This is a genomic window from Plantactinospora sonchi, from assembly GCF_036422035.1.
Taxonomy (GTDB): Bacteria; Actinomycetota; Actinomycetes; order Mycobacteriales; family Micromonosporaceae; genus Plantactinospora; species Plantactinospora sonchi.
On record NZ_JAZGQK010000033.1, the window covers coordinates 125,191 to 150,195 of the forward strand.

A 25,005-nucleotide genomic window follows, 5' to 3' on the forward strand; every position below is an offset into this window, starting at 1 on the left:
CCGGCCGACCCGGGCTGACGTCAGCGGCGTTTCCGGGCCGGCCTAGGGTGATCCGGTCGCCGAACGGCGGCCACATCGGTACGCGGCAGGTTTTCACCCGCGCCCGGTAGGTCAGAATGCTGACGGCGGCAACGATGCCGCGGGAAGACGACGGAGGACGACGTGGGGATCACGCGACTGCCGAGTGCCGGATTCTCGATCACCATCCGGATCGGTGTAACGGCGGACGCCTCGGCCATCGGCCGGTTGACCACCTGCGTCGGGGAGGCCGGCGCCATCGTCACCGCGCTCGACGTGGTCGACTCCGACCCCAGCACGGTGATCGTCGACCTCACCTGCGACACCGCCGACGCGACCCACGCCGACCAGGTCGTGCGGTCGTTGACCGCGCTGGACGGGGTGGACGTCCGGAAGGTCTCCGACCGTACCTTCCTGCTCCATTTGGGCGGCAAGATCGAGGTCTCCCCGAAGGTCGCACTGCGCAACCGGGACGAGCTGTCCCGGGCGTACACCCCGGGTGTCGCCCGGGTCTGCCTGGCGATCGCGGAGAACCCCAAGGACGCCCGCCGGCTCACCATCAAGCGGAACACGGTCGCGGTGGTGACCGACGGCTCCGCCGTACTGGGGCTGGGCAACATCGGCCCGGCCGCCGCCCTGCCGGTGATGGAGGGCAAGGCCGCCCTGTTCAAGCGGTTCGGCGGGGTCGACGCCTGGCCGGTGGTACTGGACACCCAGGACCCGGACGAGATCGTCTCGATCGTCCGGGCGATCGCCCCGCAGTACGGCGGGATCAACCTGGAGGACATCGCCGCCCCCCGCTGCTTCGAGATCGAGACCCGGCTCCGGGAACTGCTCGACATCCCGGTCTTCCACGACGACCAGCACGGCACCGCGATCGTCGTGCTGGCCGCGCTGACCAACGCGCTGCGCGTGGTGGGCAAGAAGCTCGCCGACGTACGGGTGGTCGTCTCCGGTTCCGGTGCCGCCGGTACGGCGATCATGAAGTTGCTGCTCCGCCAGGGGGTCGGCGACATCATCGCGTACGACCGCCAGGGCGCCCTGCACCGTGGCCTGACCGGGCTGAACTCGGCCTGGCAGTGGCTGGCCGAGAACACCAACCGGGACAACTACTCCGGCGACCTCAAGTCGGCGCTGGCCGGTGCGGACGTCTTCATCGGGGTGAGTGCCCCCAACCTGCTCACCGGGGACGACATCGCCACGATGGCCCCGGACGCGATCGTCTTCGCGCTGGCGAACCCGGACCCCGAGGTGGACCCGCGCGAGGCGCGCAAGCACGCGGCGGTGGTCGCGACCGGCCGGTCCGACCAGCCGAACCAGATCAACAACGTGCTCGCCTTCCCGGGTGTGTTCCGGGGCATGCTGGACGCGCACGCCGAGGAGTTCACCGAAGAGATGGCGATCGCCGCGGCCCGGGCGATCGCCGACGTGGTCGGTTCGGACAAGATCAACCCGACGGTCATCGTGCCGAGCGTCTTCGACTCGCGGGTCGCCCCCGCCGTGGCCGCCGCCGTCCGGGCCGCCGCCCACCACCCGGCCCCGCCGCCGGCCGCCGATCCCGGACCGGCCGACCTGCCCGAGATCGCCGCCGAGGCGGCCGCTCCGGCGAGCCCGCTCTCCAACTGAGGTGTAAGGAAGGGCCCCCTATTATCGTTTCCGGTTGTAGAAGGGGCCCTTCCTAACCACGGTCGGCTAGACGGCCAGCGCCGCCAGGTTGATCTCGCCGTGCGCGACCAGCACCGCCGGGCCGGCCAGCCAGCAGCTCCGCTCGTCGACGGTGACCGTCAGCCGGCCGCCCGGTACGTCCACCGCCACCACCCCGGCGGTCCGGCCGGCGTCCCGCAGCGCCACCGCCGCCACCGCACAGGCACCCGAGCCGCAGGACAGCGTCTCTCCCGAGCCACGCTCGTGGACCCGCATCAGCACGTGCAGGTCGGCGCCCTCCACCGGCCCGGCCGGGGTGACGAACTCGACGTTGACGCCGGTCGGGAAGACCGCCGGGTCGAACCCGGGAGCCTTGGTCAGGTCCAGGCTCGGCAACTCGATGCTGTTCGGCAGCGGGCAGACCAGGTGCGGATTGCCGCAGTCCACCGCCGTACCCGCCAGGGTGAGCCCGCCGACGGTGGCGACGTCCCGACCGGTGATCCGGGGTGCGCCCAGGTCGACCGCGATCTCCTCGGCGCCCGCCCGTACCTGGACCACGCCGGCCCGGGTGGCCAGCGGCAGCGTGCCGTCGACCGGCTCGGCGAGCCCGTTGACGGTCAGGTAGCGGGTGAAGACCCGGGTCCCGTTGCCGCACATCTCGGCGAGCGAGCCGTCCGCGTTCCAGTAGTCCATGAACCACTCGGCCGCGTCGGCGTACCCGACCGCGTCCGGATGTTTCGCCGCCCGGACCACCCGCAGTACGCCGTCGGCGCCGATGCCCCGCCGCCGGTCGCAGAGCGCGGCCACGATCGCCGGAGTCAGCTCCAGCCGGCCGTCGGGATCGGGCAGGATGACAAAGTCGTTGCCGGTGCCATGGCCCTTGGTGAAGTGCACGCCCCCATCATCCCCGAGCCGCCGCCACCGCCGCCAACGCGGCCTCGACCAGGTCGTCCCGGGCCGCGTCCAGCCAGGTGATCCGGGAATCGCGGCGGAACCAGGAGCGTTGCCGGCGGACGAACCGCCGGGTGGCCCGGACCGTGTCGTCCCGGGCCTGCGGGTCGTCGAGTTCGCCGTCGAACATCCGCAGCACCTGCTGGTAGCCGAGGGCCCGGCTGGCCGTACGACCGGACCGGAGCCCGAGTTCGACCAGGGCGGCGGTCTCGGCGACCAGGCCGGCCTGCCACATCCGGTCCACCCGGACGGCGATCCGCTCGTCGAGGATCGTGGTGTCCAGGTCGACCCCGATCTGCACCGCGTCGTACCAAGGGGTCGGCTGGGGCAGCGAGGCGGTGAACGGCGCGCCGGTGAGTTCGATCACCTCCAGGGCCCGGACGATCCGCCGTCCGTTGCCGGGCAGGATCTGCGACGCGGCGAGCGGGTCGGCGGCCCGCAACCGGGCATGGAGCGACTCCGGCCCCTCCGCCCGCAGTTCCTCCTCCAACCTCGCCCGCACCACCGGATCGGTGCCGGGGAACTCGAACTCGTCGAGCACCGCCCGGACGTAGAGCCCGGATCCGCCGACCAGCAGCGGTACCCGCCCACGGGCCAGGATGTCGTCGACCGCGGCCCGGGCCAGCCGCTGGTACTCCGCCACGCTCGCCGGCTCGGTCACCTCCCAGATGTCCAGCAGGTGGTGCGGCACCCCGGCCCGTTCCGTTGGGGTGAGCTTGGCGGTACCGATGTCCATGCCCCGGTAGAGCTGCATCGAGTCCGCGTTGACCACCTCGCCGCCGAGGGCGTGCGCCAACGCCAGGCTCAGGGCGGACTTGCCGGCCGCGGTCGGCCCGACCACCGCGACCACGACGCCCGTGGTCACCGCGACGGTCCGGACGGGACGGCCGGCGCCCAGTTGGCGACGAAGTAGCTCACGCCGTACGGCGCCGCGTAGTAGGAGACGTCACCTCGCCAGGGCAGCCCGCTGCGCAGCGTCGCGGCGGCCAGCACCTGCCAGGGCGCCCGCCCGGTGGCCCGAAGTCGCGCCGACAGTTCCGGGGAGAACGCCAGCAGGGCCTGGGCGTCGGCCGTGGCCAACGCCTCGGCGACCCCGTCGTCGTACGGCTCGGCGGCCGGATCGTCGTACCCGGGGGACCTCTCCCCCCGGCAGGCCGAGCCGTCCCCCATCACCAGCAGCGCCCACGGTTCGTCCGCACCGGCCGCACCGGTCTCGGCGAGTTTGTCGGCGAGCCGGGCGCAGTCGGCGACCGGGGCGTCCCGCGCCACGCTGACCAGGTGCCAGAGATCCGGCGGTACGCCGGGTTGCCGGTTCACCAGCCAGGCGGCCACCGACAGGCTCAACGGCAGGGGCGGTCGTCCCGCCGCCCGGTCCGGATCGCCGATGGCCACCTCCACCGGAACGCCCCATGGCGCGAAGGAGCCCCGGGTGGGAAGGTGGTGTTGAAAGGTCGCGTTGTCGGCACCGACCACCACAACGCGGCGGGCTGCGGAGTCGACGAGTCGGGTGATCGCCTCGTCACAGGCTTCCCGGAGGCCGGCGAGTTCACTGGCGGCCGACCCGGCGAGTGCGGGAACGATGATCGGTGGATGCGGACAGACAGCGGCGGCGACCAGTGGCACGGCATCACCGTAGCGGGCGGGCCACCACCCGCGCGCAGGCCAGGCGGTCCACATACGGTCAAAGACACCGTATGGTCACGGTCGACGACAGGCGCTCGACGGGGACCGGGTTGGACCTGTGACAATGCCGGGAGAAACTTCGCTGCGCCGTGGCGGCGTACGTCGGGGACCCCCAGCCCCGCCGGCGCCGGGAGAACGAGGATGGGCACATGAGTGACTGGACTGCCTTCGGACGGGTGGATGAGGACGGGAACGTCTACGTCAAGACGGCCGAGGGCGAGCGCGTGGTCGGTTCCTGGCAGGCCGGAGCACCGGAGGAGGGCCTGGCCCACTTCGCCCGCCGCTTCGCCGACCTGGTCACCGAGGTCGACCTGGTCGAGGCCCGACTCAACTCCGGGGCCGCGGATCCGTCCGGGTCGCTGACCACCATCCGACGGCTGCGGGGCTCACTCGCCGAGGCGCACGTGGTCGGCGACATCGACGGGCTCGCCGCCCGGCTGGAGCGGCTCGCCACGGTGGCCGAGGGCAAGGCCGGCGAGGCCCGGGCCGCCCGGGAGACCGCCCGGGTCGAGGCGGTGGCCCGGAAGACGGCACTCGTCGAGGAGGCCGAGAAGCTGGCGGCCGAGTCGACCGGCTGGAAGACCGCCGGCGACCGGCTCAAGGAGATCCTGGACGAGTGGAAGACCATCCGGGGTGTCGACAAGAAGACCGACGGGGAGCTGTGGAAGCGGTTCGCCGCCGCCCGGGACGGCTTCACCCGGCGACGCGGTGCCCACTTCGCCACTCTGGACGCGCAGCGTAAGCAGGCCCAGGGGGTCAAGGAAGAGCTGGTGACCGAGGCCGAGTCGCTGGCCGACTCGACGGACTGGGCGGCCACCGCCAACCGGCTGCGGGATCTGATGACACAGTGGAAGGCCGCGCCCCGGGCCTCCAAGGAGGCCGAGGAGCGGCTCTGGGAGCGGTTCCGGGCGGCCCAGGACAGCTTCTTCTCCCGGCGCAGCGAGGTCTTCTCGGCCCGGGACGCGGAACTGCGCGGCAACCTGGAGCGCAAGCAGGCCCTGGTCGTCGAGGCGGAGGCGCTGGACGTCGAGGCCGACCCGCGGGGCGCGCAGGCGAAGCTGCGGGAGATCCAGGGCCAGTGGCACGAGGCGGGCCGGGTCCCGCGTGAGGCGGCCGCCGGTCTGGACCGGCGGATCCGTGCGGTGGAGGAGAAGGTCCGCCAGGCGATGGACTCGGCGTGGCGGCGGACCGAGCCGTCGGCCAACCCGCTGCTGGTGCAGATGCGTGAGCAGGTGGCCGAGGCCGAGCAGCGGCTCGCCCGGGCGCAGAGCGCCGGCGACGCCCGGCGGATCCGCGAGGCCGAGCAGGCGTTGGCGTCCAAGCGGCGCTTCCTCGAACTCGCCGAACAGGCGGGCTGACACCGCCTGGCGGTCCGGTCCGAGAAGTGTGCGGAAGGGCCCCTCTCCATCGCGCGGGCGATGGGGAGGGGCCCTTTCCGGTACGGGGTTACAGCCGCCGGACGGTCAGCGGTCGCAGGCGCCGGCGGAGGCGGGTAGCGCGGGCGGCGCCCCGACGGACGGCAACCCGAGCGACACCGCGCTGGTACGCGGCGTCCGCCCCGCCTCGTAGGCGTCGCCGGCCCGGGTACGGCGGTGGCTCAGCGGCTCGCCGTCGGCGTTCAGGTGGTGCGGCGCGGCGTAGTCGACCACGGTACGCACGATGTCGCCGGGCCGGACCTGGCCGGCGTACGAACCGGCGGCGAAGTGCACCAGCCGACCGTCCCGGGCACGGCCGGAGAGTCGACCGGTCCGGTCGTCCTTGCGTCCCTCGCCGACCGCGACCAGCACCTCCACCGGGGTGCCGACCAGCGTCCGGTTCTCCGCCCAGGTGATCTCCTCGACGCACGCGATCAGCCGCTCGTAACGCTCCTGCACCACCTGCTTGGGCAGTTGGCCGGGCATCTCGGCGGCCGGTGTGCCGGGCCGCCGGGAGTACTGGAAGGTGAAGGCGGAGGCGAACCGGGCCGCGCGTACCACCTCCAGGGTCCGTTCGAAGTCCGCCTCGGTCTCCCCGGGGAAGCCGACGATGATGTCGGTGGTGATCGCCGCGTCCGGCATCGCCGCCCGGACCTTCTCGATGATCCCCAGGTAGCGGTCGGCCCGGTACGAGCGGCGCATCGCCCGCAGCACGTCGTCGGAGCCGGACTGCAGCGGCATGTGCAGCGAGTGGCAGACGTTGGGCGTCTCGGCCATCGCGGCGATCACGTCGTCGGTGAAGTCCCTCGGGTGCGGGCTGGTGAACCGGACCCGCTCCAGCCCCTCGATCTCCCCGGTGGCCCGGAGCAGCTTGCCGAAGGCGAGCCGGTCTCCGAACTCCACGCCGTACGAGTTGACGTTCTGGCCGAGCAGCGTGACCTCGAGCACACCTTCGGCGGCCAGCGCGCGTACCTCGGCCAGGATGTCGCCGGGCCGGCGGTCCTTCTCCCGCCCACGCAGCGACGGCACGATGCAGAACGTGCAGGTGTTGTTGCAGCCGACCGAGATCGACACCCAGCCGGCGTACGTCGACTCGCGGCGGGTCGGCAGGGTCGACGGGAAGACCTCCAGCGACTCTAGGATCTCCACCTCGGCGGCGGTGTTGTGCCGGGCCCGGTCCAGCAGCACCGGCAGCGAGCCGATGTTGTGGGTGCCGAAGACCACGTCGACCCAGGGTGCCCTGCGGACGATCTCGCCACGGTCCTTCTGGGCGAGGCAGCCACCGACCGCGATCTGCATCCCGGGGTGCTTCTCCTTCACCGGACGCAGGTGACCGAGGTTGCCGTAGAGCCGGTTGTCCGCATTCTCCCGTACGGCGCAGGTGTTGAAGACCACCACGTCGGGATCGTCGGCCTCGGCGGCCCGGACGTAACCGGCCTGCTCCAGCAGTCCGGAGATCCGCTCGGAGTCGTGCACGTTCATCTGGCAGCCGTACGTCCGCACCTGGTAGGTGCGCGGGCTGCCGGGGGCTGCGGTAGTCATGACAATGACAGAGTATCCGCAGCGGGCGGCGGGGCCGGATCCCACCGTGCGGGCGGAGTCGCCCCGTCGCCGGGACCGGGCGGCGGAACCCGCCACCGGCGGTGACCGGGGAGCGGTCTGAGACGAGGAGAAGCCATGTGCCGGAGCATCAAGACCCTGCGGGAGCCGTACGCCGAGGTGGTCACCGCCGCGGACATCGAGGCCGCCGCGTTGCAGTACGTCCGAAAGATTTCCGGGTTCCGCAGCCCGGCCGCGCACAACGCGGAGGCGTTCGACGCGGCGGTGGCCGCGGTCGCGGAGGCGACCCGGACCCTGCTCGACAACCTGGTGGTCCGGGGTGGCGGTCAGGCCGCCGCGAGGGCGGGCAGCACCGAGTCCGGACTCCAGCGCGACTGATGGCAGGGTGACCAGCCCCGGCACCGCGGGCTGAGCACCGTGCAGAGCCGCTGGTTGGAGAGGATCTCACCGTCGTCGGTCTCCCGGACGTCGAGGTGCACCGGGCGGATCGTGCCGTCGGCGGTGACCAACAGGTGGCGTCCGGCGTCGAGGGTGTCGTCCGGCAGCAGGCAGGACCGGCGCAGGCGGCGGGCGAACGCCGCGACGGCGACCACCTCCGGCAGGTCGGCCGGCACCGCGTAGCAGTCGACGGAGGTCGGGAAGTCGCCGGGCCGGTGCCACACGTCGACGAGCATCGCGCCCTGCGGGATGTCCGCCGGGTCGATCGCACCGAGCGGCAGCACCGGTACGCGGAGCGCGTCGGCGAGCGCGGGACGGATCTCCGTGGCGGCGACGCGCCTCTCGATCCTCCAGTTCCACAGCTCGATCATTGCCGCCTCCTCGCTCTGCTCGGTCCGGCCCGACCACTCCCTCGTGGCGGCGGCCGGTCGGTCGCCTGTGGTCGTCGGGCAGGACGGCCATCACCAACGATGGTGCCGGGCGGACCGGGTCGAGCGCGGCTAAGTTACCGGTCTGTGACCATATCCGCCGAAATAGACGACCCTTGACTACCTATTGTAGTCATACGACACCCCCTCGGCAGCGCGGCTCGCCCGGATCCCTCACCCTGCGTGGCGAAAACCGGGTGACAGCCGTCGGCCACCGGACAGTTCGCGAGCGGGTCTCCGCCCGCCGGTCACGTCACCCGTAGCGGTGACCCCGACGTCGCCGCGGTCCGATCTGGAGCCGGACGGGGCGCCCGTTGTCGCCGTTGACAACGGCTCGTACGGTTCGATGACATGCGTCGATCGAAGCTGGCCGTTGCCGGCATCGCCCTGGTCCTCGGCGCCTGCGCCGGTCCGGGGCCGGGCACCGGGTCGCCGGCCGCGACGACGCCGGTGACGGCCGACCCGACCCCACCGTCCACCCCGGGCATCCTGCCGATGGGCGGCAGCGCGACCTTCCTGGACGGTCAGGTGACCACCACCGTCCTGACCTACCGACAGCCCGCCGGTCACGACGTCCCCGAACCCGACCAGCCCGGGTACACCTGGGTCGCGGTGGAGGTGCGGTCGTGCGCGGCGCCGGTCGCGGAACGGATCCCGGTCGGGTCCGTGCGGAGCACGGCGGCGACGGCGCTCCGCACCGTCTCCCCCGAGCCACGGCCCGGCGCGATCAGCCACGGACATCCGGTACAGCGCCTACGATCAGGGACGGAACATCACGATTCGCCACGGAGGCGGACAGGTACCTGGTGGTCCTCACGGTCTTCAAAACCGATGCGACCGAGTAGCTCGGTCGGGCGGGTTCGATCCCCGTACGCCTCCGCCACCCCTCTTCCCCCGGGCCGACGCCGAGCCGCGCGGTCGACCACCGGAGCCGACCCGAACCAGGGGTGACCACCGGAGCCGATCCGAGCGGTTGCCCACCGGCGCCGGTCCCGAGCCGGCCGCGCCGCCACCGGACGGGGTCGTACGGCGGGTCATCCGGCCGGTCACCGGCCCGGATCCGGCACCGCCGCCGGCGCGTGTCCTGCCCAGGCGTCCTATTCCACAGCCAATGGTCACAAATAGTCCACAGACCTTAACGGACAGTTCCGATCTTCGTGGTCGTCGTTACCGCCCCGTGATGAACTCGATTGCGTTCCAGCACGTCAGGTCCCCTAGAGTTGCGTCACTGATTCAGCGGAATCCGGTGTGACAGACCGTGGACGAGACAGGTGGGGCATGACCGAGCGGAGCCAGGCGGGCGAAGTGAGTGGTACGACCGACCAACCGCTCATCCGGCTTGACGGAGTCAACAAGTGGTTCGGCCCGTTGCACGTGTTGCAGGACGTCAACCTCTCGGTGAGCCGGGGTGAGGTCGTCGTGGTGATCGGACCGTCCGGGTCCGGCAAGTCGACACTGTGCCGGGCGATCAACCGCCTGGAGTCGATCAACTCCGGGACCATCGTTTTTGACGGCCAGCCGCTGCCCGCCGAGGGCCGGCCCCTGGCCCGCCTGCGCAGCGACGTGGGCATGGTCTTCCAGTCGTTCAACCTCTTCGCCCACAAGACGATCCTGGAGAACGTCACCCTCGGGCCGATCAAGGTGCGTAAGGAGAAGCCGGAGTCCGCGAAGAAGCGGGCCCTCGAACTGCTCGACCGGGTCGGCATCGCCAGCCAGGCCGACAAGTTCCCGGCGCAGCTCTCCGGCGGACAGCAGCAGCGGGCCGCGATCGCCCGGGCACTGGCCATGCAGCCCAAGGCGATGCTCTTCGACGAGCCGACCAGTGCCCTCGACCCGGAGATGGTCGGCGAGGTGCTCGAGGTGATGACCTCGCTGGCCAAGGACGGCATGACCATGGTGGTGGTGACGCACGAGATGGGCTTCGCCCGGCACGCCGCCAACCGGGTCATCTTCATGGCCGACGGACAGCTCGTCGAGGACGCTCCGCCCGCCGAGTTTTTCGCCAACCCGCGCAGCGAGCGGGCCAAGGACTTCCTGTCGAAGATCCTGACGCACTAGGCGTCCTGTGTGGAGCGCCCGGTCGGTTGGCCGGTGCGCTAAGTCGAAGAAGGGGAAGAGGAATGCGTATCACGCGCGTGGCGGCGATGGCCGCGGTCGCGGCACTCTCGTTCACCGTCGCCGCCTGCGGCGGTGATGGCAACGGTACCGGTTCGGGTGGCTCCGGGTCCGGGATCGTCGGCAAGGCGGAGTCGAGCAAGAAGCTGGTCATCGGCGTCAAGTCCGACCAGCCCGGCCTCGGTCTGCAGACCGGAAGCACGTACGAGGGCTTCGACATCGAGATTGGCAAGATCATTGCCAAGGGTCTGGGTGTCGAGGAGAGCGGCATCGAGTGGAAGACCACCACCACGCCCAACCGGGAGCCGTTCATCCAGCAGGGCACCGTCGACCTCGTCGTGGCGACCTACACGATCAACGACGAGCGTAAGCAGAAGGTCAACTTCGCCGGGCCGTACTACATCGCCGGCCAGGACCTGCTGGTCAAGGCGGACAACACCACGATCGCCGGCCCGGAGTCGCTGGAGGGCAAGACGGTCTGCTCGGTGAACGGCTCGACGCCGGCCAAGCGGATCCAGACCGACTACCCGAAGGCGAAGCTGCAGCAGTTCGACGCGTACACCAAGTGTCTGCCGCTGCTGGAGAACGGCCAGGTCGACGCGGTCACCACCGACGACATCATCCTCGCCGGCTACGCCGCGCAGGACCAGTACGCGGGCAAGCTCAAGGTGGTCGGCAAGCCCTTCTCCACCGAGCCGTACGGCATCGGGCTGAAGAAGGATGACACGGCGGGCTGCAAGAAGGTCAACGAGATCCTCACCGCCGCCGCGGCGGACGGCACCTACAAGGCCGCCTGGGACAAGACCCTCGGCAAGAGCGGCACCCCCGCCCCCACCCTGGACACCAGCAAGCTGACCAACTGCCCCGCCTGATCGTCTGACCCGGGGCCGGCGGCGAACACCCGCCGGCCCCGGCTGTCGTTCAGGGCCCGATGTGCTCTCCAGGAGCAAGGACACATGGACGTATTCGGTGATCCGGCAAACGTCGACGCCACGGTGTCGGGCTTCGTCTGGATCCTCAAACTGACCGGCGCCTCCTCGGTGCTCGCACTGGTGCTCGGCGTGGTCCTGGCCGCGATGCGGGTCTCCCCCATTCCGGTGCTGCGGCTGTTCGGCGCCGGCTGGGTCAACATCTTCCGCAACACGCCGCTGACCCTGATCATCTTCTTCTGCTACTTCGGTCTCTACAGCACGCTCGGCCTGACGCTGTCCGAGGAGCTCGACACCAACGTCTACTGGCTGGGTGTCATCGGGCTCTCCACGTACACCGCCGCGTTCGTCTGCGAGGCGATCCGCTCCGGCATCAACACCGTGCCGGCCGGGCAGGCCGAGGCGGCCCGGGCGATCGGGCTGACCTTCGCCCAGACCCTGCGCATCGTGGTGCTGCCCCAGGCCGGCCGGGCCGTCGTCGCGCCGCTGGGCAGCATCCTGATCGCGCTCTGCAAGAACAGCACGATCGTCGGCACCATCGGTCTGATGGAGTCGTCCAGCGTGATGAAGGACCTGATCAACTCGTACGGCAACGCCGGCATCCTGATCTTCGCGGTCTTCGCCGGCGCCTTCGCACTGCTCCTGATCCCGACGGGCTACTTCTTCGGATGGCTCGCCAACCGGCTGGCGGTGAAGCGCTGATGAGCAACACCACCTCGGTCCTGTACGACCACCCCGGACCCCGGGCCAAGGTCCGCAACGCCGTACTGACCGTCGTCTTCGGCGTCGCGCTCCTCGCCCTGCTCTGGTGGATCTACCAGAAGTTCGACGAGGCCGGGCAGTGGTCCGGGGCCCTCTGGAAGCCGTTCGCCGAGTCGGGCACCTGGACCGGATTCATCATTCCGGGCCTGCGCGCGACACTGTTCGCCGCCGCCACCGGCATGGTGTTCTCGCTCGCCTTCGGCGTCATCTTCGCGGTGGGCCGGCTCTCCGAGCACCGGTGGATCAGCATCCCGGCCGGCGCGGTCGTGGAGTTCTTCCGGGCCGTGCCGCTGCTGCTGATGATCTTCTTCATCTTCTACGCCGTGCCGTTCATGATCCAGGCACCGGTCTCGGCCTTCTGGGCGGTGGTCATCGGGCTCACCCTCTACAACGGCTCGGTGCTCGCCGAGGCGTTCCGGGCCGGCATCCGGGCCGTCCCCCGGGGACAGTCCGAGGCGGCGTACGCGATCGGCATGCGCAAGAGCCTGGTGATGCGGCACATCCTGGTGCCGCAGGCCGCCCGGTCGATGCTGCCGGTGATCGTCAGCCAGCTGGTCGTCCTGCTCAAGGACACCGCGCTCGGCTACATCGTCGCCTACCCCGAGCTGCTGCAACGCGGCGTCAACGACCTGTCCGCCAACTACGGCAACGTCGTCGCCGCCGCCATGGTGGTCGCGGTCATCTACATCATTCTCAACTCGCTGCTCACCATGCTCGCCAACTGGCTCGACCGGCGCAGCCGCAACCGTGGCGGACGGGCCCCCAAGGTCGCCGACACGCCGCAGCCGTCCGTACCGCAGGGCGCGGGCGAGGGCGCGGTCGTCGGCGCCTGACCGGCCGGCCTCCGACCCCACCTGCTCGGCACCACCGTCGACCGAGACACCGCACCGGCGGTCACCTCCCGCGAGGGAGGCGGCCGCCGGTGTCGCTTTCCGGGGTACCGGTCAGCGGGCGATCTCGGTGACCCGGGACTCGCGTACCACGGTCACCCGGATCTGCCCCGGGTAGGTCAGCTCCTCCTCGATCTGCTTGGCCACGTCCCGGGCCAGCACCGCCGCGCCGATCTCGTCGACGTCGTCCGGCTTGACCATCACCCGGATCTCCCGGCCGGCCTGCATCGCGAAGACCTTCTCCACCCCGGACTTGCCGCCGGCGATCTCCTCGATCCGCTCCAGCCGCTTGACGTACGCCTCCAGGCTCTCCCGCCGGGCGCCCGGCCGGCCACCGGAACAGGCGTCCGACGCCTGGGTCAGCACCGCCTCGATGGTCTGCGGCTGCACCTCGTTGTGATGCGCTTCGATAGCGTGCACGACCTCCTCGGCCTCGCCGTACTTGCGGGCCAGGTCCGCGCCGATCAGCGCGTGGCTCCCCTCCACCTCGTGGGTGAGCGCCTTTCCGATGTCGTGCAGGAAGGCACACCGTTTGATCGTCGGCGCGTCCAGCCGGAGTTCGGCGGCCATGATCCCGGCGATGTGCGCGGTCTCCACCAGGTGCTTGAGCACGTTCTGCCCGTACGACGTCCGGTAGCGCAACCGGCCGAGCAGACTCACCAGCTCCGGATGCATCTCGGTGATCCCGACCTCGACCAGCGCGTCCTCGGCCGCCCGCTTGCAGAGCCGTTCGACCTCGTGCTTGGCGGTCTCGAAGACCTCCTCGATCCGGTGCGGGTGGATCCGGCCGTCGAGCACCAGCTTCTCCAGGGTCAGCCGGCCGATCTCCCGGCGTACCGGGTCGAAGCAGGAGAGCAGCACCGCCTCGGGGGTGTCGTCGATGATCAGGTTGACCCCGGTGACCGACTCGAAGGCCCGGATGTTGCGGCCCTCACGTCCGATGATCCGGCCCTTCATCTCGTCACCGGGCAGGTGCAGCACGCTGACCACACTCTCCGCCGTCTGCTCGCTCGCCACCCGTTGGATCGCGTCGACCACGATGTGCCGGGCCCGGTGTTCGGCGGTGTTCCGGGCGTCCGCCTCGATGTCCCGGACCAGGATCGCCGCCTCGCGCTTGGCCTGGCCCTCGATCGCCTCGACCAGCTCGACCCGGGCGGCGTCGGCGGTCAGGCCGGCGATCCGCTCCAGTTCCCGCTTCCGCTGCTCCTCGGCCTCGACCAGCGCGGTCTCCCGGGCCGCCAGCGCCGCCTCCCGAGCCGCCAGGTCGGCCGCCGCCGCGGTCAGTCGACGTTCCCGCTCGGCGAGCCGGTCGACCTCCTCGGCGTGCAGGCGCTCCCGCTCGTCCATTCGCTGGGCCCGCCGCTCGACCTCGGCGGCCTGCTCCCGGGTGGTGGAGGCGAGCAGCGAGATCTCCCGCTCACCGCTACGCCGGGCCGCCGCCCGGACCTGCTCCGCGTCCGCTTCGGCCTGCCGGTGCGCCCGGTCCAGCACGGTGTCCGCCTCGGCCCGGGCGGCGTCGAGCACCCGCTGCGCCTCGGCGCGGGCGGCACTCGCCTCCGCCTTCGCGGCGGCGGCCTCGGCCCGGGCCGAGGCGGCCGCCGACTTGGCCGTGTCGACACTCGACGACGCCTCGTCGGCCGCACTCCGCAACGCCGCCAGGGACTGCTCCTGGCGGTCCTTCTCCGCGACAAACGCCGGATCGTCGGGCAGCGGCGCCGCGGCGACCGCGCCGAGCCGGCGCAGTGCCCGGGCACCGAGCGCGATGGCGACCACCACCAGCCCGGCAAGCAGCACGATCGCGACCAGCAGGGCCCACTCCAGGCCGCTCATGGTGTCGCCTCACCACGCTCGACACTCCACCCGGCCGACACGCGGGCCGCCGCCGTCCACCCGGCCGACACGCTGACCGCCGCCGTCCACCGGGCCGGCACGCGGGGTGCCGGCATGGCCTGCCGTCCCCGCACCGGCTGCGCGGACGTCGACCGCCGCCCCGGCACACCGGGCGCCACCGCGGCGTACCGTTCCGGCGCACTGGACGCCGTCGCGCCGTGTCTGGCTCTGCTCCTGCCCGTGGCCCGCTCAGTCATGGCCGCCTCCCCTTTGCCGTCCGGCGCCGGAGGGGCTGCGCCTACGGGTGAGGCGCGCGCCCTACGGCTGTCACGACGCCCGACCGAGGCGGCTGGCCTAGGGTACGGCCGCGCGGCCGGGCCCAGCGGAGCACGGCCCACGACCGGACTGTGGTGCCACGGTTACCGGGCCGGCCTGCCCGGTAGCGCGTATCTGGCCGATGAACTGGCCGAAGTGATGCCGTACTGTTACGCGATCTATGTTGTGCGCTTAGCCTGCGATGGTCGGGAAAACTCGTCTAAGGCGAGGCTAGGTCGCGATGGGGCATTCGGTCAAGAAACTCATGATCCGACGAGGTGCCTGACACAGGGCACATGGACGCTCACCCCACGCCAAGGAGGTCCCGGGCATAACGGGGCGAGTCAGGAATCCGACTCCTCAGGTTGGCCGGATTCGGACAGTCGACGTACCGCCGCCGGAAGCGCTCCCAGGACCGTCCGGTATCCACCCGGTGACCATAACCAATGCCCCGACGTCGATGATCATGAACCGGCAGCCGTCACGCACCGACGACGCGGCCACTACCGGTCGAGTTCCGCCTCGGCCTCCGCGAGCGCGTCCGCGTCGATCTGGTCGGCGAACTCGGCCGCCTCGGCGTCCCGCTCGGCCAGCGCGTCCTTGACCGCCCGGACCGCCACGCCCGGCGGATAGCCCTTACGGGCCAGCATGCCGACCAGCCGCCGGAAGACCGCATCGGGAGTGCCGGTGACACTCCTCAGCTTCCGGTCGACCAGCGCCCGGGCGGTCTCGGCCTCGGTCGTCTCGTCCAGCTCGCCGAGCGCCTCGGTCGCGGTCTCCGCGTCCACCCCCCGCTGGCGCAGCTCGTTGGCGAGCGCCCGGCGGGCCAACCCCCGACCCTGGTGTCGACTGCTGACCCAGGCCCGGGCGAAGGCAGCGTCGTCGATGATGCCGACCTCGTCGTACCGGTCCAGGACCTGGTCGGCCACCTCCGCGGAGATGCCCTTCCGGGCCAGCGCGGTGGCCAACTCCGCCCGGGTCCGCGGTCGCACCGCGAGCTGCCGTAGGCAGATCTCCCGGGCCCGCTCGGCCTCGTCAGCCGGACGGGACGGCCCGGCCGACCCGTCGCCCTCGTCCCGGGACTGGTCGTCGGCCGGCTCGCCCCGCCGGGGCTGCCCCGGAACCCCGGCACGGCCACGTCGCGGCCGCCCGGCCTCACCACCACCCGAACGGGCCGGGGCCGCGTCCCAGCCCCGGCCCGTTCGGGCACCACGTCGTCCCGCCATGGGTCGTCGACTCAGCCGACGACTCAGAAGTCCACCGGCGGCAGTTCCGGCCCGCCGGCCGCGTCGGCTCCGGTCACCCCGACACCGAGCTTCTCCAGGATCTTCTTCTCGATCTCGGCCGCGACGTCCGGGTTCTCCCGCAGGAACTCGCGGGCCTTCTCCTTGCCCTGGCCGAGCTGGTCGCCGTCGTAGGTGTACCAGGCGCCGGACTTGCGGATGATCGACTGCTCCACGCCGACGTCGATCAGCGAGCCCTCCCGGGAGATGCCCTTGCCGTACATGATGTCGAACTCGGCCTGCTTGAACGGCGCCGCGACCTTGTTCTTCACGACCTTGACCCGGGTCCGGTTACCGACCACGTCGGTGCCGTCCTTGAGGCTCTCGATGCGTCGCACGTCGAGTCGGACCGAGGCGTAGAACTTCAGCGCCCGACCGCCCGTGGTCGTCTCGGGACTGCCGAACATGACACCGATCTTCTCCCGGAGCTGGTTGATGAAGATCGCCGTGGTGCCGGTGTTGTTGAGCACACCGGTGATCTTCCGCAGCGCCTGGCTCATCAACCGGGCCTGGAGGCCGACGTGACTGTCGCCCATCTCGCCCTCGATCTCGGCACGCGGCACGAGTGCGGCGACCGAGTCGATCACGATGATGTCCAGCGCACCGGACCGGACGAGCATGTCGGCGATCTCCAGCGCCTGCTCACCGGTGTCGGGCTGGGAGACCAGCATCGCGTCGGTGTCGACGCCGAGCGCCTTCGCGTACTCCGGGTCGAGCGCGTGCTCGGCGTCGATGAACGCGGCGATCCCGCCGGACCGCTGGGCGCTGGCGACCGCGTGCAGCGCCACCGTCGTCTTACCGCTGCTCTCCGGCCCGTAGATCTCGACGACCCGGCCGCGCGGAAGCCCGCCCACGCCGAGTGCCACGTCGAGCGCGATCGAACCGGTCGGAATCACGGCCGTCTGGATGACCGGCCTCTCCCCCAGCCGCATCACCGAACCCTTGCCGAACTGCTTGTCGATCTGAGCGAGAGCTAGGTCGAGTGCCTTCTCCCGGTCAGGCCCTGCCGCCATGGTCGCCACCCCTGCCTTCGCCGGCGTCTTCGCTGCACTTTTCGTCACGCGCACACGCTAGGCGCTCGGTCCGACAGAAAACAGCCGGCTGGCCGCGGCCTGTGGACGGGCGCCCCGCTGTGGACAATAGCCGAACAGGTGTACGACTCAACGCACGACACGCAAAAATACCCTAAGTACTCACTGGATCACTGCACGGAGTGGGACTCAGCGTAGCCGGCCCGGCACCCGGTCGGGGTACGCCGCGCAGACCGCCCGCCAGACCACCACCGTCTCCTCGCCGGCGTCGAGCGCCTCCCGGATCGTCCGGCCACCCAACTGGGGCAACACCTGGTCGGCGGCGAGACTGCCGGCGTACGCCGAGCCGAACGTCTGCTCCAGACGCGTCCAGAAGTCTGTCAGCCGCACCCCGACACTCCCCTTCCCGGCCCGACCGTCCGGTCGGACACCTGCCCGCCCCCGACGGTCACACCGTTGTCGTCCGCGCCGACGGCGGGCCGAGAGCCGTCCGCAACGCTAGCGCCAGCAGCGGTACGACGGCGACCGCCGCCAGCAGGTTGAGCACCGGATAACCGGCCGTCTGGATGACAAACCCGCTCAACGCCCCGGCCAACGCCCCGGCCAGTCCCATGGTCAGGTCCGACAGTCCCTGGACGGCGGGCCGGACCCCGGCCGGCACCGACTCCGAGAGCAGGGTCGAGCCGGCCACCATGGTGGCCGACCAGCCGAGCCCGAGCAGCGCCAGCCCGATCGACACCCGTACCGTGTCGTGCCCGGCCGTGCCGGCGACCGCGCAGGCGGCGAGCAGCGTACCGGTCCCGCCGATGATCACCGCCCGGCGGCCGATCCGGTCGGTGAGCCAGCCGACCACCGGGGCGAAGGCGAACATGCCGGCGATGTGCAGGCTGAGCACGATGCCGACGATCCGCAGCACGTCGGCGTCGGAGTGCCACTCGCCGAGGTGCACCGGCGTCATCGTCATCACCCCGACCATCACCAGGTGCCCCACCGCCACCGCGGCGATGCCGAGCCGGACGGCCGGGCGGGCACGCACCAGCCGTACCGCCGCGCGCAGCCCGTCGCCGCGACCGGCCGGCGTCGGCCCGACCAGGCCGACACCGGCGGGCGCCGCCGGGTCCGCCGCCGAAGCGGTGGCGAGGCGCCGCGCGGTCAGCAGCGGATCCGGACGCAGCAGCACCAGGAGTACGCCCGCGGCGAGCACAAAGGCGAGGACGCCGACGACGAACGGGCCGGCCAGCGGTGGCAGACCGGTCCAGCCGAGCGCGTCGTCGGCCGGGGCGGCGAGATTGGGCGCGGTCACCGCACCGATCGTGGTGACCCAGACGACCAGCGACAGTTGTCGCCCCCGGCGGGTCGGCTCGGCCAGGTCGACCGCGGTGTACCGGGCCTGGAGGTTGGCCGTCGTGCCACCGCCGAAGAGCAGCGCACCGACGAAGAGCAGCGGCACCCAGCCGGTCGCCGCCGCGACCACGATCAGGACCCCGCCCACGGCCCCGACCAGGTACGCGGCCACCAGCCCGGGACGCCGGCCGCCGCCGCGCATGATCCGGGTCACCGGTACGGCGAGCAGGGCGCCACCGACCACCGCGGCGCTCTGCACGAGCCCCGAGATGGCGGTGCCACCGAGCCGGGCGGCGAGCAGCACACCGACGGACATGCCCATCGTCATGCCCACCCCGCCGATCACCTGGGTGACGCAGAGCAGCAACAGCGTCCGCCGCTGGATCCGGGCCACCGCACCGGCTTCCAGCCCGGCGGCCCCGCCCGCCCCCCGTTCGGTACCCGCTCCGACGCCACCGGCACCGTCCCGACCGGTGTCCGGTCCGACCGCCGTGCCCCGCGAACCCGTCGTCATCTCCGCTCCCCCCTGCGGTGCTGTCGGGAAGGCGCTCCCTTCCGCCACCGACTGCCGCTCCGGCGACGACAAGGGGCCCTTCCTCACCGGCGTACGCTACAGGCCGAGGTCACGGCCGATGATCTCCTTCATGATCTCGGTGGTGCCGCCGTAGATGGTCTGCACCCGACTGTCCAACCAGGACTTCGCGACCGCCTGTTCGAGCATGTAACCGTGGCCGCCGTGCAACTGGACGCAGCGGTCGGCCACCCGGTTCTGCAGTTCCGTGGTCCACCACTTCACCTTGGCCGCGTCCACCGCGGACAACCGACCGGCGGCGAACTCGGCGAGACAGTGGTTGAGGAACGTCCGGGCGATGGTGACCTCGGTGTCGAGCTCGGCGAGGAGGAACCGGTTGTGCTGGAACGAGCCGACCGGCCGGCCGAACGCCTCCCGGGAGCGGGCGTACCCCAGGGTGAGCCCGAGCATCCGCTCGGCGGCGGCGACCGCCGCGACCGCGATGCCGAGCCGTTCCCGGGGCAGGTTCGCCATCAGGTGGTAGAAGCCGTGGTTCTCCGCGCCGACCAGGTTCGCCGCCGGCACCCGGCAGTCGGCGAAGAAGAGCTCCGCGGTGTCGTTGGCCCGCAACCCGACCTTGGCCAGCCGGCGGCCCCGGTCGAAACCCGGGGTGTCCCGTTCGACGGCGATCAGGCTGATCCCGTGCGCGCCCCGCTCCGGCGCGGTCTTCGCCACCACGATGACCAGGTCGGCCAGTTCACCGTTGGTGACGAACGTCTTCTGTCCGTCCAGGACGTACGTGTCGCCGTCCCGTCTGGCGGTGGTCCGGATCCCGGCCAGGTCGGAGCCGGCGCCCGGTTCGGTCATCGCGATCGCGGTGACGAGTTCCCCGGAGCAGAAGCCGGGCAGCCAGCGGCGCCGCCGCTCCTCGGTGGCCAGGTCACCCAGGTACGGCGCGACGACGTCGTTGTGCAGCCCGAACCCGAGCCCGGTGCAGCCGGCGGCGACCACCTCCTCGACCAGCACCGCGTTGAACCGGAAGTCGCGCTGGCCGCCGCCGCCGTACTCCTCGGGGAGGTCCATGCCGAGCAGGCCGGCGGCACCGGCACGCCGCCAGACCTCCCGGTCGACGATGCCGGCGGCCTCCCACCGGTCGTGGTACGGCACCGCCTCACGGGCCAGGAACGCCCGGCACAGCGCCCGGAAGTCGTCGTGCACCGGCTCGTAGAGATGCTGTTCCATGTGACGAGTCTGCCCCGGCGGACCGGAAATCCCGACCCCTGGTGTGCGGGTCGGCCCACCGGGTAGACCAGTGGTCGGCACGAACGGGCGGAGTGGACGGAAGGAGTTGTCATGGCCAGGGTCACGGTCCGGTTCACCGACGGGCCCGCCGACGGCACACTGCTGGACCTGCCGGCCGGTCCGGACGGGCTCCCGCCGGCACGCTGGGTGCTCGCCGACGACCGGCCGTCCGGGCCGGGGGCGGAGCACCTGTACGCGCGTGGACCGCGCCCCGACCAGGACGGCCGGTGGACACTGCGCTGGGTCCGCACCGACCCGGTCGGGATGACGGAGTGACCCGACCCTCCCGCCGTCAGCTCAGCGCGCCGGCCACCACCCGGAGATCGGCGACGAGTCCGGCGTACGCGCTGTCCCGGTCGTCGGCGCGGAGCACCGCGGACGGGTGGATGGTCGCGACCAGCCGGGTCTGCGCCACCGACTCCCGCTGACCGGTCGGCCCGACCGGCACCTGCGCGAAGTCCTGCGGCCGTTGGGCCGAATCCGGCCAGGGCAGCAGCACACCCCGGGAGCGGGTGACCCGGAACGAGGGCCCGAGCAGCGCCTTCGCGGCGGTCGCGCCGAGCACCACGACGACCTCCGGACGCAGCCGGGCGAACTCGGCGACCAGCCACGGCCGGCAGGCCACGATGTGTGTGCCGTCGGGCGTCTTGTGGATCCGCCGCTGGCCGCGCGACTCGAAACGGAAATGCTTGACGGCGTTGGTGATGTAGAGCTGGGTCGGGTCGATCCCGGCCTCGTCGACGGCCCGGCGCAACAGGTGCCCCGCCGGTCCGACGAACGGCAGTCCCTGCCGGTCCTCCACGTCGCCGGGCTGTTCGCCGACGAAGACCACCCGGGCGCGTTCGTCACCCCGGCCGAAGACGGTCTGGGTGGCGTCCTGGTACAGCTCGCAACCGCGGCAGCCGCCGGCGGCGGTGCGCAGGTCGGCCAGGGTCTCCGCGTCGGGTGGGATGAACTCCTGGGCCCCGGGGGCGGTCTCGGTTTCCGACATGACGCATGTTCTACCCGGTACCTCCGACGTCACGCACTCAGGGTCGTCGGCGTGGCGGGAACGGCGGCCCGGGCCACCGCGTCGGCCAGCGGGGTGATGTCGGCACCGGTGAGCGGGCTGACCGTGATCCGGATGCCGGGGCCGCTGCCGAGCCGGTAGAGCGCGCCGGGAGCGACGACGTAACCGGCGTCGCGCAGCCCGGCGACGGTCCGGGTCTCGTCGGGCACCGGCACCCAGACGTTGATCCCGGTACGCCCGTGCGCGGTCACGCCCCGCTCGGCGAGGGCGGCCCGCAGCGCGGCCACCCGCTCGGCGTACCCCTCCCGGGCCCGGTCGATCCGGTCGGTGACCTGCGGGTCCCGCCAGAGCGCGAGGGTGAGCCGCTGCAGCACGGTGGAGACCCAGCCGGCGCCGACCCGCAGCCGCCCGGCGACCCGGGCGACGGTCGCCTCGTCCCCGGCGAGGATCGCGACCCGCAGGTCCGGCCCGTACGGCTTGCTGGCGGACCGGACGAACGCCCAGCTCCCGGTCGCGCCGGCGAGCGGGTGCAACGGCTCGACGGAGAGTTCGGCGGCGTGGTCGTCCTCGATCAGCAGGACGTCGGGGTGCCCGGCCAGCACCTGACGCAGCTGTGCCGCCCGCTCGGCGGTGACCGCCGCGCCGGTCGGGTTGTGCGCCCGGCTGGTGACGATGACCGCCCGGGCGCCGGCGGCGAGCGCCGCCCGCAACCCGGTCGGGGTCGGCCCGTCGTCGTCGACCGGCATCGGCACGATCCGGAGCCCGAGCGCGGCGACCAGGTCGATCAGGTTGGCCCAGCCGGGGTCCTCGATTGCGACCGCGTCGCCGGGGCTCAGGTTGGAGACGAGCAGCCGTTCGATGCCGTCGGAGGCACCGCCGGTGACGGTGACGGCGTCGGCCGGTACGCCGTCCGCGGCCAGCCGTTCCCGGGCCGCGTCGACCAGCTCGGGCAGCACGCCGCCGCGCTCGTAACCGGTCGGCGGGCCGGCGGTCGCGGCGAGCGTCGCCAGATGGGGACCGAGCGGTGGCAGCAGTCGCTGGTCGGGGCCGCCGACGGAGAGGTCGAGCGCGCCCGGCGGGGCGGGCAGCCGCAGGTCGGCCCGGCGCCCGCCGACCGGGGGTTCGGGTCGGATCCGGGTGCCGTTGCGGCCGGCGGTCTCCACCACGCCGCGCTGGCGGAGCACCTGGTAGGCCTTGGCGACCGTCCCCGGGCTGACCCCGAGTTCACCGGCGAGGGCCCGGACGGCGGGTAGCAGGGTGCCTGCGGGCAGGGCGTTGGTGCGCACCCCGCTCTCCACGCTGGCGGAAATCTCCGCTGCCGTCGTACCGGCAATCTGATAATGTGCTGCCACAGTTTCAGCATCGTACTAGCACAAACGGCGAGAGGCAAGGAGGCGGGAAGATGGACGAGCGGACACCGACGTACGAGCGGACCAGCCGGACCACCGCGACCCGGGACCGGGGCCGGATCGGCTACCAGCGGGCCGCGGCCCACGAACTCCTCGACGAGGCCCACCACTGCCACCTCGGCTTCACCGTGGACGGTGAACCCCGGCTGCTGCCCACCCTGCACGTCCGGGTCGGCGAGACGCTCTACCTGCACGGCTCCACCGGAAGCCGGCCACTGCTGGCCGCCCGGGGCGACACCGGCCTGCCGGTCTGCGTCGCGGTCACCTCGCTCGACGGCCTGGTCTACGGCCGCTCGCAGTTCCACCACAGCGCGAACTACCGCTCGGTGATCGCGCACGGCACCGCGCACCTGGTCACCGACGAGGCGGAGAAGCGGGCCGCGATGACCGCGCTGGTGGAGAAGGTCGGCCGGGGCCGGGCCACGGACAGCCGGCCGCCGACCCGCAAGGAACTCGCCGAGACGGCGGTGCTCGCCCTGCCGCTGCGCGAGGTCTCGGTACGGACCCGCACCGGCGGTGTCGTCGACGAGCCGGAGGACCACGCCCTGCCGCACTGGGCCGGGGTGCTGCCGCTGCGCCTGGTCACCGGCCGGCCCGAGCCGGACGCCGGGGTGACCGCCCCGCTGCCCGACTACCTGCGTGCCGACCTCTCCCCCTGGCACACCCCGGCGCCGCTGACCGGCGAACACGTCCGACTCGAACCGCTGGCCGAGTCGCACGTCGACGGACTCTGGGCGGCCACCCGGGACCTCGAGGTCTGGTCGTTCCTCAGCGTTCCCGCGCCGACCGGCCCAGCGGACCTGGCCGGGATCGTCCGCAACGCCCTGGACGCCGCCTGGCGGGGTGAGCGGGTGCCGTGGGTGATCCGGGACGCCCGCACCGACGAGGTGATCGGCAGCACCTCGTACTACGAGATCAACCCGGCACACCGGGCGGTCGGGATCGGACACACCTTCCTCGGCCGCCGGTGGTGGCGTACCGGGGCGAACACCGAGGCCAAGCTGCTGCTGCTGACCCGGGCCTTCGAGGAACTGGGCGCGGAACGGGTGGTCTGGCACACCGACATCCGCAACGAGCGCTCCCAGCGGGCGATCGAACGACTCGGCGCGACCCGCGAGGCGGTGCTGCGCCGGCACCGGCTGCGCCCGGACGGCAGCTGGCGGGACACCGTGCAGTACGCCATGTTCGCCGAACAGTGGCCGGAAGCACAGGCTGAGCTGCGGAAAAAACTTCGCCCGGGAGTGCCGGTGGGGTGATGATGTCCGGCGTGCTGGGAATCACCGACATCTGGACGTACGTGCTGGGCACCGTCGCCATCATCCTGCTGCCCGGACCGAACTCGCTCTTCGTGCTCAGCACCGCCGCCCGGACCGGGGTACGCCCCGGCTACCGGGCCGCCGCCGGGGTGTTCGTCGGCGACGCCGTACTGATGCTGCTCTCCGCCGCCGGGGTGGCGTCGCTGCTGTCGGCGTACCCGCCGGTCTTCCTCGTGATCAAGTACGCCGGTGCGGCGTACCTCGGTTACGTCGGGCTGACCATGCTGCGCGGCGCGTGGCGGCGCTGGCGTACCCGCAACGACCCGACGGCCCCGCGACCGGGCGACATCGCGCGCCCGGCCGGGGCGGCCGACCGCCCGTTCCGGCGGGCAGTGGTGATCAGCCTGCTCAACCCGAAGGCGATCCTCTTCTTCATCTCCTTCTTCATCCAGTTCGTCGACCCGGACTACCGCTATCCGGCCCTGTCGTTCCTGCTGCTCGGGCTGATCGCCCAGGTCGTCAGCGCGCTGTACCTGACCATGCTGATCTTCGCCGGCACCTTCCTGGCCGCCCAGTTCCGCGCCCGGCGGCGACTCGCCGCCGGCGTGACCACCGGGATCGGGGCGCTCTTCCTCGGCTTCGGTCTCAAGCTGGCCACCGCCACCGCCGGCTGAGGTGTTGGGAAGGGCCCCTTCCTATAGAGCCTGTTTCTGAACCTGGTTGTCGGTGAGGTGGTAGGAGGCTGGTTGGTTCCGGCGTGGCGGCTGGGTATGGTCGCGGGCTCTTGATAGGCAAACGGTTCCTACACCCAAGCCAGTCAAGAGCCCGCGATGTCATTGAACCCTGTCCCGGATGTTGCCGGAAGCCCGCCCGGCGGCGTGT

At 71.9% G+C, this 25,005-nt stretch carries 24 protein-coding genes and 1 tRNA gene; 12 read left to right on the forward strand and 13 right to left on the reverse strand.

Annotated elements, in window-relative coordinates; translation table 11 throughout:
- The first annotated feature begins 162 nt into the window (after nt 1-162).
- On the forward strand, nt 163-1,644 hold the full coding sequence (locus V1633_RS31490; RefSeq protein WP_331217942.1) for an NAD-dependent malic enzyme: 1,482 nt from the start codon (nt 163-165) through the stop codon (nt 1,642-1,644).
- Between the two features lie 66 nt (nt 1,645-1,710).
- On the opposite strand, the gene dapF is transcribed toward V1633_RS31490, so the two are convergent.
- The 3 genes from dapF to V1633_RS31505 are packed head-to-tail and all read right to left on the reverse strand — an operon-like array spanning nt 1,711 to nt 4,290.
- Nucleotides 1,711-2,556, reverse strand: a complete 846-nt coding sequence (dapF, locus tag V1633_RS31495) for a diaminopimelate epimerase (protein WP_331217943.1) — start codon at nt 2,554-2,556, stop codon at nt 1,711-1,713.
- 7 nt (nt 2,557-2,563) lie between these two features.
- Nucleotides 2,564-3,511 carry a tRNA (adenosine(37)-N6)-dimethylallyltransferase MiaA gene (miaA, locus tag V1633_RS31500; RefSeq protein WP_331217973.1) on the reverse strand — a complete coding sequence of 316 codons (948 nt, stop codon included), beginning with the start codon at nt 3,509-3,511 and terminating at the stop codon, nt 2,564-2,566.
- Nucleotides 3,475-4,290 carry a class III extradiol dioxygenase subunit B-like domain-containing protein gene (locus tag V1633_RS31505; RefSeq protein WP_331217944.1) on the reverse strand — a complete coding sequence of 272 codons (816 nt, stop codon included), beginning with the start codon at nt 4,288-4,290 and terminating at the stop codon, nt 3,475-3,477. The genes miaA and V1633_RS31505 overlap by 37 nt, the downstream gene beginning before the upstream one ends.
- Nucleotides 4,291-4,445: 155 nt before the next feature.
- Between V1633_RS31505 and V1633_RS31510 the strand changes: the two genes are divergently transcribed.
- Nucleotides 4,446-5,654 carry a DUF349 domain-containing protein gene (locus tag V1633_RS31510; protein WP_331217945.1) on the forward strand — a complete coding sequence of 403 codons (1,209 nt, stop codon included), beginning with the start codon at nt 4,446-4,448 and terminating at the stop codon, nt 5,652-5,654.
- Between the two features lie 105 nt (nt 5,655-5,759).
- On the opposite strand, the gene miaB is transcribed toward V1633_RS31510, so the two are convergent.
- Nucleotides 5,760-7,253 (reverse strand): tRNA (N6-isopentenyl adenosine(37)-C2)-methylthiotransferase MiaB, encoded by a 1,494-nt coding sequence (gene miaB / locus V1633_RS31515; RefSeq protein WP_331217946.1) that lies wholly within the window; start codon nt 7,251-7,253, stop codon nt 5,760-5,762.
- Here miaB and V1633_RS31520 point away from each other — a divergent pair.
- Together V1633_RS31520 and V1633_RS31525 are read left to right on the forward strand one after the other, a co-directional pair.
- Entirely contained in the window at nt 7,252-7,374 is a 123-nt protein-coding gene (locus V1633_RS31520) for a hypothetical protein (protein WP_331217947.1), read from the forward strand. The genes miaB and V1633_RS31520 overlap by 2 nt on opposite strands.
- A 14-nt stretch (nt 7,375-7,388) precedes the next feature.
- Nucleotides 7,389-7,649 (forward strand): DUF2277 family protein, encoded by a 261-nt coding sequence (locus tag V1633_RS31525; protein WP_331217948.1) that lies wholly within the window; start codon nt 7,389-7,391, stop codon nt 7,647-7,649.
- Here the strand turns inward: V1633_RS31525 and V1633_RS31530 are convergent.
- A complete protein-coding gene (locus tag V1633_RS31530) occupies nt 7,598-8,080 on the reverse strand; it encodes a hypothetical protein (protein ID WP_331217949.1) in 483 nt (160 codons plus the stop codon). The genes V1633_RS31525 and V1633_RS31530 overlap by 52 nt on opposite strands.
- Before the next feature lie 844 nt (nt 8,081-8,924).
- On the opposite strand from V1633_RS31530, the gene V1633_RS31535 reads away from it, so the two are divergent.
- The 5 genes from V1633_RS31535 (at nt 8,925) to V1633_RS31555 (ending at nt 12,776) form a co-directional block, all read left to right on the forward strand.
- Nucleotides 8,925-9,020 (forward strand) — tRNA-Sec (locus V1633_RS31535).
- Between the two features lie 395 nt (nt 9,021-9,415).
- Complete coding sequence (locus V1633_RS31540) at nt 9,416-10,195, forward strand: amino acid ABC transporter ATP-binding protein (RefSeq protein ID WP_331217950.1); 780 nt, start codon at nt 9,416-9,418, stop codon at nt 10,193-10,195.
- A 62-nt stretch (nt 10,196-10,257) separates the two neighbouring features.
- Nucleotides 10,258-11,124: a glutamate ABC transporter substrate-binding protein gene (locus tag V1633_RS31545; RefSeq protein WP_331217951.1), complete on the forward strand. Its 867-nt coding sequence runs from the start codon at nt 10,258-10,260 to the stop codon at nt 11,122-11,124.
- Between the two features lie 84 nt (nt 11,125-11,208).
- Nucleotides 11,209-11,883, forward strand: coding sequence for an amino acid ABC transporter permease (locus V1633_RS31550; RefSeq protein WP_331217952.1), 675 nt, complete (start codon nt 11,209-11,211; stop codon nt 11,881-11,883).
- Nucleotides 11,883-12,776: an amino acid ABC transporter permease gene (locus V1633_RS31555; RefSeq protein WP_331217953.1), complete on the forward strand. Its 894-nt coding sequence runs from the start codon at nt 11,883-11,885 to the stop codon at nt 12,774-12,776. The genes V1633_RS31550 and V1633_RS31555 overlap by 1 nt, the downstream gene beginning before the upstream one ends.
- A gap of 111 nt (nt 12,777-12,887) precedes the next feature.
- Here the strand turns inward: V1633_RS31555 and rny are convergent, their stop codons facing one another.
- From rny to V1633_RS31585, 6 genes are all read right to left on the reverse strand, one after another.
- On the reverse strand, nt 12,888-14,663 hold the full coding sequence (gene rny / locus V1633_RS31560; RefSeq protein WP_331217954.1) for a ribonuclease Y: 1,776 nt from the start codon (nt 14,661-14,663) through the stop codon (nt 12,888-12,890).
- 818 nt (nt 14,664-15,481) lie between these two features.
- Nucleotides 15,482-16,204, reverse strand: coding sequence for a regulatory protein RecX (locus V1633_RS31565; protein WP_331217955.1), 723 nt, complete (start codon nt 16,202-16,204; stop codon nt 15,482-15,484).
- Between the two features lie 23 nt (nt 16,205-16,227).
- Nucleotides 16,228-17,274 carry a recombinase RecA gene (recA, locus tag V1633_RS31570; protein WP_331217974.1) on the reverse strand — a complete coding sequence of 349 codons (1,047 nt, stop codon included), beginning with the start codon at nt 17,272-17,274 and terminating at the stop codon, nt 16,228-16,230.
- A 207-nt stretch (nt 17,275-17,481) separates the two neighbouring features.
- Nucleotides 17,482-17,682, reverse strand: coding sequence for a DUF3046 domain-containing protein (locus V1633_RS31575; RefSeq protein WP_331217956.1), 201 nt, complete (start codon nt 17,680-17,682; stop codon nt 17,482-17,484).
- Nucleotides 17,683-17,740: 58 nt separating this feature from the next.
- Nucleotides 17,741-19,150 carry an MFS transporter gene (locus V1633_RS31580; protein WP_331217957.1) on the reverse strand — a complete coding sequence of 470 codons (1,410 nt, stop codon included), beginning with the start codon at nt 19,148-19,150 and terminating at the stop codon, nt 17,741-17,743.
- 96 nt (nt 19,151-19,246) lie between these two features.
- Complete coding sequence (locus V1633_RS31585; protein ID WP_331217958.1) at nt 19,247-20,389, reverse strand: acyl-CoA dehydrogenase family protein; 1,143 nt, start codon at nt 20,387-20,389, stop codon at nt 19,247-19,249.
- Nucleotides 20,390-20,500: 111 nt separating this feature from the next.
- On the opposite strand from V1633_RS31585, the gene V1633_RS31590 reads away from it, so the two are divergent.
- Nucleotides 20,501-20,725: a hypothetical protein gene (locus V1633_RS31590; protein WP_331217959.1), complete on the forward strand. Its 225-nt coding sequence runs from the start codon at nt 20,501-20,503 to the stop codon at nt 20,723-20,725.
- A gap of 16 nt (nt 20,726-20,741) precedes the next feature.
- Here the strand turns inward: V1633_RS31590 and V1633_RS31595 are convergent, their stop codons facing one another.
- Both V1633_RS31595 and V1633_RS31600 read right to left on the reverse strand, forming a co-directional pair.
- Nucleotides 20,742-21,440 carry a UdgX family uracil-DNA binding protein gene (locus tag V1633_RS31595; RefSeq protein WP_331217960.1) on the reverse strand — a complete coding sequence of 233 codons (699 nt, stop codon included), beginning with the start codon at nt 21,438-21,440 and terminating at the stop codon, nt 20,742-20,744.
- A 29-nt stretch (nt 21,441-21,469) separates the two neighbouring features.
- Complete coding sequence (locus V1633_RS31600; protein WP_331217961.1) at nt 21,470-22,810, reverse strand: aminotransferase class I/II-fold pyridoxal phosphate-dependent enzyme; 1,341 nt, start codon at nt 22,808-22,810, stop codon at nt 21,470-21,472.
- A 50-nt stretch (nt 22,811-22,860) separates the two neighbouring features.
- Between V1633_RS31600 and V1633_RS31605 the strand changes: the two genes are divergently transcribed.
- Nucleotides 22,861-24,123, forward strand: coding sequence for a bifunctional pyridoxamine 5'-phosphate oxidase family protein/GNAT family N-acetyltransferase (locus V1633_RS31605; RefSeq protein WP_331217962.1), 1,263 nt, complete (start codon nt 22,861-22,863; stop codon nt 24,121-24,123).
- On the forward strand, nt 24,123-24,797 hold the full coding sequence (gene leuE, locus V1633_RS31610) for a leucine efflux protein LeuE (protein WP_331217963.1): 675 nt from the start codon (nt 24,123-24,125) through the stop codon (nt 24,795-24,797). Before V1633_RS31605 ends, leuE begins: the two co-directional genes overlap by 1 nt.
- Nucleotides 24,798-25,005 lie beyond the last annotated feature (208 nt).